Annotated in this window: 6 protein-coding genes; all 6 read left to right on the forward strand. The window is 65.9% G+C overall.

The window, feature by feature from the left end; translation table 11 throughout:
* Positions 1 to 7 precede the first annotated feature (7 nt).
* The 6 genes from C167_RS0120915 (at position 8) to C167_RS33385 (ending at position 12,619) form a co-directional block, all read left to right on the forward strand.
* Positions 8 to 1,072, forward strand: coding sequence for a flagellar basal body P-ring protein FlgI (locus C167_RS0120915; protein ID WP_416774203.1), 1,065 nt, complete (start codon positions 8 to 10; stop codon positions 1,070 to 1,072).
* 10 nt (positions 1,073 to 1,082) lie between these two features.
* Positions 1,083 to 2,333 carry a flagellar assembly peptidoglycan hydrolase FlgJ gene (gene flgJ, locus C167_RS0120920; protein WP_017520259.1) on the forward strand — a complete coding sequence of 417 codons (1,251 nt, stop codon included), beginning with the start codon at positions 1,083 to 1,085 and terminating at the stop codon, positions 2,331 to 2,333.
* Positions 2,334 to 2,345: 12 nt separating this feature from the next.
* Positions 2,346 to 4,373, forward strand: a complete 2,028-nt coding sequence (flgK, locus tag C167_RS0120925) for a flagellar hook-associated protein FlgK (protein ID WP_017520260.1) — start codon at positions 2,346 to 2,348, stop codon at positions 4,371 to 4,373.
* Positions 4,374 to 4,394: 21 nt separating this feature from the next.
* Positions 4,395 to 5,666 (forward strand): flagellar hook-associated protein FlgL, encoded by a 1,272-nt coding sequence (gene flgL / locus C167_RS0120930; protein WP_017520261.1) that lies wholly within the window; start codon positions 4,395 to 4,397, stop codon positions 5,664 to 5,666.
* Positions 5,667 to 5,856: 190 nt separating this feature from the next.
* Positions 5,857 to 7,083 carry a methyltransferase domain-containing protein gene (locus C167_RS0120935; protein ID WP_017520262.1) on the forward strand — a complete coding sequence of 409 codons (1,227 nt, stop codon included), beginning with the start codon at positions 5,857 to 5,859 and terminating at the stop codon, positions 7,081 to 7,083.
* Positions 7,084 to 7,147: 64 nt separating this feature from the next.
* Positions 7,148 to 12,619: a glycoside hydrolase family 99-like domain-containing protein gene (locus C167_RS33385; RefSeq protein WP_017520263.1), complete on the forward strand. Its 5,472-nt coding sequence runs from the start codon at positions 7,148 to 7,150 to the stop codon at positions 12,617 to 12,619.
* Positions 12,620 to 12,748: the final 129 nt, after the last annotated feature.

Consider the following 12,748-nt stretch of genomic DNA (forward strand, 5'->3'; position numbering starts at 1 on the left):
GTTGGTGATGATTCCGTTCGCGCAGGCTGAGCGGCTCAAGGACATCGCCACCATCCAGGGCGTGCGCAACAACCAGCTGATCGGCTACGGCCTGGTCGTCGGCCTCAACGGCACCGGCGACCAGACCACGCAGACACCCTTCACCCTGCAGACCTTCAACAACATGCTGGCGCAGTTCGGCATCAAGGTGCCGGCCAACGTTGGCAACGTGCAGCTGAAGAACGTCGCGGCGGTTTCGATCCACGCCGACCTGCCGCCGTTCTCCAAGCCCGGCCAGGTGATCGACATCACCGTGTCGTCCATCGGCAACGCCAAGAGCCTGCGCGGCGGCAGCCTGCTGATGACCCAGCTCAAGGGTATCGACGGCCAGACCTACGCCGTGGCCCAGGGCAACCTGGTGGTCGGCGGCTTCGATGCCGAAGGTCGCGACGGCTCCAAGATCACTGTCAACGTACCGTCGGCGGGTCGTATCCCCGGTGGCGCCACCGTCGAACGCGCCGTGCCGAGCGGCTTCGACCAGGGCAACACGCTGACCCTGAACCTCAATCGCCCGGATTTCACCACCGCCAAGCACATCGTCGATCGCATCAACGAGCTGCTCGGCCCGGGCGTCGCCCAGGCCGTGGATGGCGGCTCGGTGCGCGTCAGCGCGCCGCTGGATCCGAACCAGCGCGTGGACTACATGTCGGTGCTGGAAAACCTCGACGTGCAGGCCGGCGAAGCCGTGGCCAAGGTCATCATCAACTCGCGCACCGGCACCATCGTGATCGGCCAGAACGTGCGCGTGTCGCCAGCCGCCGTGACCCACGGCAGCCTGACCGTGACCATCACCGAAGACCCGATCGTCAGCCAGCCCGGCCCGTTCTCCAACGGCCAGACCGCCGTGGTCCCGCGTTCGCGGGTGAACGCCGAGCAGGAAGCCAAGCCGATGTTCAAGTTCGGCCCCGGCACCACGCTGGATGAAATCGTCCGCGCCGTTAACCAGGTGGGCGCCGCGCCCAGCGACCTGATGGCGATCCTCGAAGCCCTGAAACAGGCCGGCGCGCTGCAGGCCGACCTGATCGTGATCTGAGGACGCCGACGTGGATGCCAAACTGCTTTCGGCAGGCTCCTCCGGGACCAACTCCGGCGCCTACACCGACCTCAACCGCCTCGCCCAGCTCAAGAACGGCGCCGGCCGCGACAGCGAGGGCAACATCCGCAAGGTGGCCCAGGAGTTCGAATCGCTGTTCATGAACGAGATGCTCAAGTCCATGCGTTCGGCCAACGACGTGCTGGCCGAGGGCAACTTCATGAACACCTCGACCACCAAGCAGTACCAGGAAATGTACGACCAGCAGCTGTCCGTCAGCCTGTCCACCAAGGGCCGCGGCATCGGCCTGTCGGACGTGCTGACCCGGCAGCTGTCGAAGATGAACGGCGGCAGGCACAGCGGCGCAGCCAACCCCTTCGCCCAGGTCGCCGGCGCCGATTCGAAGCTCAACAGCACCGCCAGTTGGCCTTCGACCACCGGTGTGAACGCCAGCGGCAAGGCCTTGCCGCAACCCGAGCAGGGCCGCGACGACTCCAAGCTGCTCAACGCCCGCCGCCTGGCGCTGCCGGGCAGGCTCGCTGACCGCGTCATGGCCGGCATCGTGCCGGGTGCGGCAAAGTCCGCAGAAGAGGGCAAGCCGCTGGCCGGCAACGACTGGACGACCTCCAGATCCTTCGCCGATGCGGTGCAGGAAGTGGATGCCGCGGCGGCCGCCGTCGGCGCCACTGCCTCGGCTTCGGCGGAAGACGCCGGCAGCCGCCGCTCCGCCCAGACGACGCTGCAAGCCAGGGCCAAGTCGGCCTTCGCCTCGGCGGACGAATTCGTCGCCACCATGCTGCCCATGGCCCAGAAAGCCGCCGCCCGCATCGGCGTCGACGCCCGTTACCTGGTCGCTCAGGCCGCGCTGGAAACCGGCTGGGGCAAGTCCATCATTCGCGAACAGGATGGCTCCAGCAGTCACAACCTGTTCGGCATCAAGGCCGGCTCCAAGTGGGGCGGCGACTCGGCGCGGGCGCTGACCAGCGAATACGAGAACGGCAAGAAAGTGAAGGAGGTCGCGGCGTTCCGCTCCTACGACTCCTTCGAGCAGAGCTTCAACGACTACGTGAGCTTCCTGCAGAACAACGACCGCTACGCGGACGCCCTGGACTCCACCGAGCGTCCCGAGCAGTTCATGAAGGAACTGCAGCAGGCCGGCTATGCCACCGATCCCAATTACGCCCGCAAGGTGTCGCAGATCGCCAGGCAGATGCAGGTCTACCAGGCGGTCGCCGCGGCGGACACCCCGCCCCTGGGATAAGGACCAAGAGCGATGAGCGATCTACTTTCCATTGGCCTGTCTGGCCTGCGTTCCAGCCAGACGTCGTTGACGGTGACCGGCCACAACATCACCAACGTCAACACGCCCGGCTATTCCCGCCAGCAATCGGTGCAGCAGACCGGTATCCCGCAATACAGCGGCGCCGGCTACATCGGCTCGGGCAGCCAGGTCGTGGACGTGCGCCGGCTCGCCAGCGACTTCCTGTTCTCGCAGGTGCGCACGGCTACCAGCCAGTCCAATGAACTGAGTGCCTTCCAGGGCCAGATCGAACAGCTCGACTCGCTGCTCTCCGACACCACTACCGGCATCAGCCCGGCGCTGCAGAAGTTCTTCGCCGCGCTGCAGACCGCCGCCGCCAACCCTTCCGCCAGCGAGGGCCGCGAGGCGCTGCTGGCCGAGGCACAGGGGCTGTCGAAGTCGTTCAACACCCTCTACGACCAGCTGGACAAGCAGAACAGCCTGATCAACCAGCAGCTCGGCTCGCTGGCCAGCCAGGTCAACTCGCTGGCTTCCAGCGTCGCCAGCTACAACGACGCCATCGCCAAGGCCAAGGCCGCCGGCGGGCAGCCCAACGACCTGATGGACGCCCGCGAGGAGACCATCCGCAAGCTCTCCGAGCTGATCGGCGTGCAGGCCGTTCCGCAGGACGACAGCTCGGTCAACCTGTTCATCGGCACCGGCCAGCCGCTGGTGGTAGGCACCACGACCTCGTCCCTGCAGGTGGTGCCGGGCACCAATGACCCGAGCCGCTTCGAGGTGCAGCTGGTCAGCGGCAGCGCCACCCAGACCATCACCTCGCAGGTTTCCGGTGGCCAGATGGGCGGCCTGATCGCCTACCGCGACACCGCCCTGGATGCCTCCTACAACAAGCTGGGGCAGATCGCCCTGACCTTCGCCGACACCGTCAACAAGCAGCTTGGCCAGGGCCTGGACCTTTCCGGCAACGCCGGCAGCAACCTGTTCGGCAACATCAACGACCCGAGCATCGCGCGCCTGCGCGTGCTGGCACAGGCGAGCAACACCGGCACGGTGGATGCGCAACTGCAGATCACCGACACCAGCAAGCTGGGCGCCAGCGATTACCGCCTGGAATACGACGGCAACAACTTCACCGCGCGGCGGCTTTCCGACAACGCGCAGGTCAACGTCACGGTCAGCGGCACCGGGCCCTACACCTTGAGCCTCGCCGACGGCAGCGGGGCGGACCAGGGCTTCACCGTCACCCTGCCGACGCTGCCGCCGGCCGGCGATGGCTTCACCCTGCAACCGACCCGTCGCGGCGCTGCCGACATCAGCACCGTGCTGACCAAGGCCGACCAGCTGGCTTTCGCCGGCACCGCCCGCAGCGAGGCCACCACCAACAACCGAGGCACCGGCGCCATCGGCCAGCCCAAGCTCACCAGCGGCCCGTCGCCGATCAACACCGCCGACCTGCAGAACCTGTTTGGCGCCAATGGCCTGAAGCTGAGCTTCGATGCGACGACCAACAGCCTCACCGGCACCCTGCCGGCGGGCGCGACCCTGAGCTACGTGTCGCCCTCGACCACCGGCCTGACCTCCGGGCAGACCAACACCGTGCGCCTGGACTACACCGACCCGGGCACCGGGAACAGCTACCGCTATGAATTCACCCTGAGCGGCGCCCCCCAGGCCGGCGATAGCTTCACCCTCGGCATGAACACCAAGGGCATCTCCGACAACAGCAACGCCCTGGCGCTCTCCGGCCTGCAGAGCAAGGCCACCGTGGGCGGCACCGGCAGCGCCGGTTCCACCTACAACGACGCCTACGGCGGCCTGGTGGAACGCATCGGCACCCTGACCGCGCAGGTGCGCAACAACGCCGACGCCAGCGCCACCGTGCTCAAGCAGGCCCAGGACAACCGCGACTCGCTGTCGGGAGTGAACCTCGACGAAGAGGCTGCCAACCTCATCCAGTTCCAGCAGTACTACAGCGCTTCGGCCCAGGTCATCCAGGTCGCCCGCTCGCTGTTCGACACCCTGATCGGCGCGTTCCGCTGATAGCTGACGAAGGACTCGACCATGCGCATCTCCACCATCCAGGCGTACAACAACTCCGTCGGCGGCCTGCAGAAGAACTACGGCAGCGTTACCCGCACCCAGGAGCAGATCAGCACCGGCAAGCGCATCCTCACCCCGGCGGATGACCCGGTGGCCTCGGTGCGCCTGCTGCAACTGAGCCAGGAGCAATCGCTCAACGACCAGTACAAGAGCAACATCACGGCGGCGAAGAACAGCCTGACGACCGAGGAGTCGATCCTGCAGTCGGTGGGCAACGTCATCCAGCGCATCCGCGAGATCGCCGTCGAAGCCGGCAACGGCGCCCAGGACCCCAGCGACAAGAACGCCCTCGCCACCGAGCTGTCGCAGCGCGAAGACGAGCTGCTCAACCTGCTCAACAGCAAGGACGCCAGCGGCAAGTACCTGTTCTCCGGCAGCCAGGGAGACACCCAGCCCTTCGTGCGCAACCCCGACGGCAGCTACAGCTACCAGGGCGACGAAAGCCAACGCCAGGTGCAGATCGCCAGCAGCACCTTGCTGGGCATCAGTGACAGCGGCAAGGCGCTGTTCGACGACGTCAACAACATCAATCGCGTGACCACCGGCGCTGCTGCCGCAAACACCGGCACCGGGCGCATCTCCCTTGGCCTGGTCAACGACAAGCAGGCCTATGACGGCACCTTCCCGTCCAGCGTGCCGCCGGCCGCCACCGACGGCATCGGCATCCGCTTCATCGATGACAAGAACTACGAGGTCTACGATCTCAACGACCCAGCGCTGCCCGGCAGCTATACCCCGCTGAAATCCGGCGCCATCGACGACAACAGCCAGACCAACGACTTCATCGAGTACGGTGGGGTCAAGGTGCAGATCGACGGCAAGCCCGCGGCGGGCGATACCTTCAGCATCAACCGCGATCCCTCTACCGAGAAGAAGGGCCTGCTCAACGTCGTGGCCGACCTGCGCAAGGCGCTCTCCAGCGCGACCTCGGACCAGGAAGGCAACTACGCCATCCGTGACGCGACCGCCGTGGCCATCTCCAACCTCGACTCGGTGAACACCCAGGTCCTCTCCGGCCAGGGCAAGATCGGCGCGCGCCTGAACGTGATCGACTCCACCGAGACCTTCATCGACGACGTCAAGCTGGTCAACACCGGCGTTATCTCCGACCTGCAGGACCTCGACTACGCCGAAGCGCTGTCGCGCCTGTCGATGCAGTCGACCATCCTGCAGGCGGCGCAGCAGAGCTACGTGAAGATCAGCGGGCTGAGCCTGTTCAACTACCTCAATTGATCTTCCCAGCGGCGGTGCTCTGCGCCGCTGCCGCTCCTTTCATCGAGATTTCTTTCCCTCCTGGGTGATTTGGGCATCCGGATTGCTTTACCTGTCTCCGGAGACCTCGCGCGTCATGATTCCGTCGCCAGGTCAGTGCAGATAATCAGCGCCGCCCCGCAGCCTGCGGGTGGCGTCCAGGGGAGCACCCATGAGCGATTTTCAGGACATCCGGGACCGGGCCTATCGTCACTTTTCCGCCGGCGAGCTGGGCGAGACCCTCGCGCTGCTGACGGAGCTGGAGGCCAAGGCCGGTGTCGATGCCGAACTGGCGAACGACCTGGGTGTCGTGCTGTTCCGCATGGGCGACCACCTGGCGGCATTGCGGCGCTTCCAGCAGTCCGCCGCGCTGGAGGGCGAATCCCTGGTCGCCGGCAACCTCATCGGACTGTTGGCTGAGCAGGTGCAGCAGAACCAGTCGCAACAGGAAGCACTTCAGGCGTTCGCCGCGGCGCGGGCCAAGCCGAGTGCTTTCGAAACCCTGGGCAGCGAATTCTTCAGCCGCAGCCTGGGCCTCTGGCAGAAGGACAGCGCTCGTGCGTTGCACAAGGCAGCGTCCGCACTGAGCGATGAGCAGTGGCTGGAAGCGCTGCACGGCAGCGTCGAAGGCCAGACACTGGATGGCCACTTCCTGCCCGGATTCATCGACCCGGAGATGCAGCGCATCTATGTCGGCTCCTCCGGCGTGGCGGCCCTCAACGAGGCCCATCGCTTTATCCGACTGATGCTCGACTACGCCCGCGACAATGGCCTGGCGTTCGACGAGCGTACGCGCGCGGTGGATTTTGGCAGCGGCTGGGGCCGCTACACCCGCTTCATGCTCAAGTACGTTCAGCCGGACAACCTCTACGGTCTGGAAGTGAATCCGGGCATGACCGAGCATTGCCGCAAGGCATTCGGCATGGGCAACTTCCTGAAGGTCGAGAGCTTCCCGCCCTGCGACCTGCGCGATGACCTGGTCGACCTGATCTTCGGCTACTCGGTGTTCTCCCACCTGGCGCCCGATTGCGCCGACGCCTGGATCAAGGAATTCGCCCGCATCACGCGCCCGGGGGCGTTGGTGCTGATGACGACCCAGGGGCGCGACTTCATCGAGTTCTGCCGGCGCATCCGCGCCAGCAACGACCGCAGTCATCCCTGGTACGCCAACCTCGCCGATTCCTTCGTCGATCCCGAGCAGGCCTATGCCGACTACGATGGCGGCGCGTTCCTGCATGCCGGTTTCGGCCAGTACGACGGTACTTACGGCGAGTCGCTGATCTCGCGTGGCTACATCGAGCAGAACTGGCTGGAGGACTTCGAGCTCATCGACTTCGTCGATGATCGCCGTGTGCTGCCCCAGGCGCTCTTCGTGCTGCGTCGCAAGGCGCGCGGCTGACTCCTGTATCGACTTTCCCGCAGCGCGGCAGCGGCCGCGTTGCCCAGACTTTCCGAGATGAGTGATGAACCAGAGCAATCCGCCCGCTGATTCCGGCCTCCACCGCCAGCCGCTGGCCGCGTTCAGCCAGGACGCCGCCTCCGGCGTCTGGAGCAATGGCGCGCAGAAGGATTTCGGTTACTCCGATGGCGATGCCGCCGAACAGAAGGTGGGCAGGACCGTTGCCGGGGCGACGGATGTCTCGGTCCATTCCGCCGAGTTGATCGCCCAGGTCGACGACTGGCCCAGCGAATACCACTTCTCGCCGCGCCGCTCGAACCTGTTGCACTGGATCGACGGGCTGGGGCAGGGCACCCGCGTGCTGGAGCTGGGTTGCGGCTGCGGGGCGATAACCCGCGCACTGGCTGAGCGCGGCTGCCAGGTGGACGCTGTGGAAGGTTCCCCGCGCCGGGCCGGCATCGCTGCTCGCCGCGTGCAAGCGTTCGCCGATGTGCGGGTGTTTCACTCCAACTTCCAGGACATTGCCTTCGAGCCGGTCTATGACGTCGTCACGCTGATCGGCGTACTCGAATATTCGCCGGTCTACCTGGATGCCGAAGACGCCTTCGTCGCCTGCCTGCAGATGGCCGAGCGCGCGCTCAGGCCCGGTGGCGTCCTGGTGGTCGCCATCGAAAACCAGATGGGGCTCAAGTACTTTTCCGGCATCACCGAAGACCATTTCGCCAAGGCCTACTACGGCGTGGAAGGGCGCTACGGTCATCGCCAGACGACCACCTACGGCCGCCGCCGGCTGGCCGCGAAACTGGCGGCAGCGGGCTTCACCGAGCAGCATTTCGCCTATCCCTTCCCCGATTACAAACTACCGGAAGTGGTGGTCGGCGACGCCGGGGTGGCTCGCGACGGTTTCGCCCCCGAGGACCTGGTCGCCTATCTGGAGAACCGCGACTACTCCGGCGTCGGTGCTCCCCAGTTCAACCTGCCCCTGGCCTGGGAAGGCGTGGCCAAGGAGGGGCTGCTGGGCGAGCTGGCCAACTCCTTCCTGATCCTCGCTCACCGGGCGGGCGATTGCCGGTTCGTGCGGCGCAACCTGCTGGCGCAGAGGTACACCGATAACCGGCGTCCGGGACTGAATTGCATCACCTCCTTCGTCGAGCAGGACGGGGAGGTGAGGGTGCAGAAGTCGCCGCTGGGCGTGGGCGATGCCAGCAGCGAACTGGTATCGCAGTCGCTCCACGAACAGGCTTACGTCGCTGGCCGCAACCTGGGCGTCCTGCTGCGTAACGCCATTCTCCGGGAGCAGCGCGACATCGTGGTCGCCTTGCTCAACCATTGGCTGGCTGAGCTCACCGCACATGCCCGTGACGGTGAGTTGCCGTCGGGTTGGCTTGATGCCACGCCGGACAATTTCATCCTGCAAAGTGATGGCAGCCTTGCCCTTATCGATGACGAATGGCGGACGGCACAGCCGATCAGCCTGTCGGTGCTGTTCTACCGTGGATTGCAGTGCCTTGCCGCCGACGCGACCGTGGCCAGGCATCTGCCGGGCGCCGACGAAATGGCGCGTGTGGCGGAGCTCTGCCAGTGGCTGTCGCTGGAGTTTTCCGAGGCGGGACACGACGAGGCATCGCGGCTGAACCGCCGACTCTGGCAGGAAATCTATGGCAATGGGCGCTGGCGCGTGGACATGTACCGACGCGCTGGCGGGCGGCCGGAACTCGAAGCGCTGCCGGCAGTTCCCCAGGCCGACCAGGCGCATGAAGTCTTTGAGCCGCGCCTGATCGCCTTCCACCTGCCGCAGTTTCACCGCATCGAACAGAACGACAACTGGTGGGGCGAGGGCTTCACCGAATGGACCAACGTCCGCCAGGGCACGCCACTGTTCGAAGGCCACTATCAACCCCACGTGCCGACGGCTGAGCTCGGCTATTACGACCTGGCCGACGTCGCGACCCTTGAACGTCAGGCCCGCATGGCGCTGGAGTATGGGCTGCATGGTTTCTGCTTCTACTACTACTGGTTCGATGGCGAGCGCCTGCTGGAGCGGCCGGTGGACCAGTTGCTCGCCAACCCGCAGATCGACCTGCCGTTCTGCCTGTGCTGGGCCAATGAGAACTGGACGCGCCGCTGGGACGGTGGCGAGCAGGAAATTCTCATGCGCCAGAGCTATTCGCCGCAGCTGAACCCGCGGTTCGCCGCGGACCTGGTGCCGTACATGAGCGACCCGCGCTACATCCGCGTCGGTGGCAAGCCGGTGCTGCTGGTTTACCGCGGTGACATCATTCCCGACCTGCCGGGCACCCTGGCGGCCTGGCGACAGCACTGGCGCGAAGCGGGCTTGGGTGAGGTGTACCTGATCGGCGTGGAAAGCTTCCAGGTGATTGCCCCCGCCGAGAGCGGCTTCGATGCGACCTGCGAATTCCTCCCCCACCAGGTGCGCCTGGATCGCATCCGGTCGCCGCAGCCGCTGCGGCAACTGAAGGATGCAAGCATCCATGTGGGAGATTACGAGCAACTGGCGCAGGCGCAGCTGGCGCGTCCGGCGCCCGGCTACAAACGTTTCCGTGGTTTGGTTCCCGGCTGGGACAACGCTGCACGCCGGCGCAAGGGGGGCGCCACGATGTTCGTCGGCTCGACGCCCGAACGCTATCAGCGCTGGCTGGAGCGCACTCTGGAACTGACCGCGCAGGAGCAGCAGGGCGACGAGCGCCTGGTGTTCATCAATGCGTGGAACGAGTGGGGTGAAGGTTGCCACCTGGAGCCGGACGAGCGCTTCGGCATGGCCTACCTGCAGGCGACCCGCGATGCACTGGCGAACAAGGCGCAGAGCTTCTGCCAGCCGGCGCGCACCGCGGCACTGGATGGCGCCACCCGGCAATACCGCGAATGGCTGGCTCACCGCGAGCTGTCGCCGGTCCAGCGGGCCACGCTGGAAGAGCGCGTCGCCGGCTGGTCCGCATGGCCTCGCGTAAGCGCGGTGATCCTCGATAAACACAGTGATGCCCGCAGCGTCCAGGCGACCCTGGACAGCCTCGACGCGCAGCTGTACCTCGCGCAGCAGACGCTGGTCATTTCCGATGCTCCCGCGCAGGCTCGCGACGGCTTGCTGTGGCTCTCCGCCGGCGGCGAGCCCATGGAGGTGCTCGGTCTCTCGCTGGAAGCCCTCACTGGCGACTGGGTGCAGGTCCTGGTGGCGGGCGACCGCCTGGATGCCCACGCGTTGCTGGTGCTCGCCGAACGCATCAATCTGTCGCCGGACATGCGCTGCTGCTACTACGACGAGGACCAACTCCTCGACAGCGGGCACGCTTTCCCCTTGCTCAAACCCGATTTCAACCTGGACCTGCTGCGCAGCTACCCCTACACCGGCAGCGCCCTGGCCTTCCAACGCTCGGCTGCCTTCGAACGGGGGGGTATCGATCGCCGCTTCGGCGATCTTGCGCTACACGACCTGCTCCTGCGCCTGGTGGAATCCACCGGCTTCAATGCCGTGGGGCACATCGCCGAGATACTGTTGCATACCCGCCAGGGCTTCGGTGCCTGGCTGGCCGAGGCCGCCGCTGGCGACAACGCCGCGCGCCTGGTCTCGGCGCACCTGGATCGCCTGGGGTTGCGGCATGAGATCTACGCGGGCGCGGTCGCCCCGATCAATCGGGTGCAGTATCTGCACGAGCAACAGCCGAAGGTGTCGATCCTCATCCCGACCCGCGATCAGTTGCCGATCCTGCAACGCTGCGTGGAAAGCGTGCTGGAGAAGACCCGCTATCCGCACTACGAAATCCTCATCATCGATAACGACAGCCAGGCTGCCGACGCCTGCGCCTGGCTCGCCGGCATCGAGCAGTTGGACAGCGAACAGGTGAGGGTGCTGCGCTACCCGCATCCGTTCAACTACTCGGCGATCAATAACTTCGCGGCGAAGCAGGCCACCGGCGATTACCTGGTGCTGCTCAACAATGACACTGCCGCGCTGCAGGAGGATTGGCTCGAGGCCATGCTCCACCACGCTCAGCGCGAGGAAGTCGGCGTCGTCGGAGCCAAGCTGCTGTTCCCCGACGGGCGTCTTCAGCACGGCGGTGTCGTGCTGGGCCTCAACGGGCCGGCCGATCACGTGTTCATCGGTGACCCCGGCCATTCCCCCGGCTACATGCACCGCCTGTTCGCCGACCAGAACTACAGTGCGGTAACGGCGGCCTGCCTGATGATCCGCAAGTCGCTCTACGAAGAACTCGGCGGTATGGACGAGGAGGACTTCAAGGTCTCCTACAACGACGTCGACCTCTGCCTGAAGGCCCGGCAGGCGGGTTACCTCTCGGTGTGGACGCCCTATGCGGTGCTGCTGCACGAAGGCGGGGTCAGCCAGACGCATGTCGATTCCTCCGCGCAGCAAGCCAAGCGTGCGCGCTTCAGGGGCGAGCAGCAGGCCATGTACCGGCACTGGCTGCCGGCGCTCGCCGAAGACGCGGCCTACAACCGCAACCTCTCGTTGCGCGGCAAGGGCTTCACCCTGGACGAGTGCGCGGCCAAGGCCTGGCAGCCGCTGGTGCAGCGAGTGGCGCCGAGCTTGCTGCTATACGCCGCCGACGAAGCCGGTTGCGGCCATTACCGCGTGCGCCAGCCGTTCGCGGCAATGCGTCGTGACGGCCTGCTGGACGGCGTGATCAGTGCAAACCTGCTGGAAACGGTGGAAGAAGCGCGCCTCGCGCCGGACGCGGTGATCTTTCAACGCCAGATCACGGCACGGCAGCTGGAAATCATGGGCGATCTGCGCGCTTCGACCTCGACCTTCCGGGTCTACGAAGTCGACGACTATCTGCCCAACCTGCCGCTCAAGAGTGCGCACCAGGGCGAGATGCCGCGCGACATCCTGCGCTCGCTGCGCCAGGCGGTCTCGCTGTGTGATCGCTTCGTCGTCTCCACCCAGGCGCTGGCCGAGGCCTTCGCTGACCTGCACGGTGACATTCGCGTGCGGCCCAATCTGCTCCCGGTGGAGTGGTGGAAGGACCTTTCCAGCCAGCGCCGCGTCGGGCGCAAGCCCCGTGTGGGCTGGGCGGGCGGTATGGGGCACGGTGGCGATCTGCAGCTGATCGCCGATGTGGTGCGCGAATTGGCGAACGAGGTCGAGTGGGTGTTTTTCGGGCTCTGCCCGGAGGCGCTGCGGCCCTACATCGCCGAGTTTTACCCCGGACGCACCATCGAGGACTACCCGCAACGCCTGGCTTCGATGAATCTCGACCTGGCGCTGGCCCCCCTGGAGCAGAACCGTTTCAACGAGTGCAAGAGCAACCTGCGTCTGCTCGAGTACGGCGTACTGGGCTATCCGGTGGTGTGCAGCGACGTACGTTGCTACCAGGGCGACCTGCCCGTCACCCGCGTGAAGAACCGTTATCGCGATTGGGTGGAGGCCATCCGCATGCACCTGGCTGATCTGGATGCCACCGCGCGGGCCGGCGATGCGCTGCGCGAAGTGGTGCGCCGCGACTGGATGCTCGAAGGCGAGAAGGTGGTGGATTGGGCGCGAGTCTGGTTGCCTGACTGACGCCGCCGTCATCGATGCAAAGGGGCCCCAGGGCCCCTTTTTTCTGTCCATGGAAAAACCAGCTCTGGCATTGCCCTAAAGGAATGGTCGCGCTGGCCGATTTCTTCGTTGTCCGCGCGGGTTCTGACC

It is taken from the genome of Pseudomonas nitroreducens TX1, from assembly GCF_000313755.1.
GTDB lineage: Bacteria > Pseudomonadota > Gammaproteobacteria > Pseudomonadales > Pseudomonadaceae > Pseudomonas > Pseudomonas nitroreducens_A.

Bases quoted from the DNA above. Each gene is read 5' to 3' on its own strand.
- C167_RS0120915 (WP_416774203.1), top strand. From the start codon at position 8: ATGATTCCGTTCGCGCAGGCTGAGCGGCTCAAGGACATCGCCACCATC.
- flgK (WP_017520260.1), top strand. From the start codon at position 2,346: ATGAGCGATCTACTTTCCATTGGCCTGTCTGGCCTGCGTTCCAGCCAG.
- flgL (WP_017520261.1), top strand. From the start codon at position 4,395: ATGCGCATCTCCACCATCCAGGCGTACAACAACTCCGTCGGCGGCCTG.
- C167_RS0120935 (WP_017520262.1), top strand. From the start codon at position 5,857: ATGAGCGATTTTCAGGACATCCGGGACCGGGCCTATCGTCACTTTTCC.
- C167_RS33385 (WP_017520263.1), top strand. From the start codon at position 7,148: ATGAACCAGAGCAATCCGCCCGCTGATTCCGGCCTCCACCGCCAGCCG.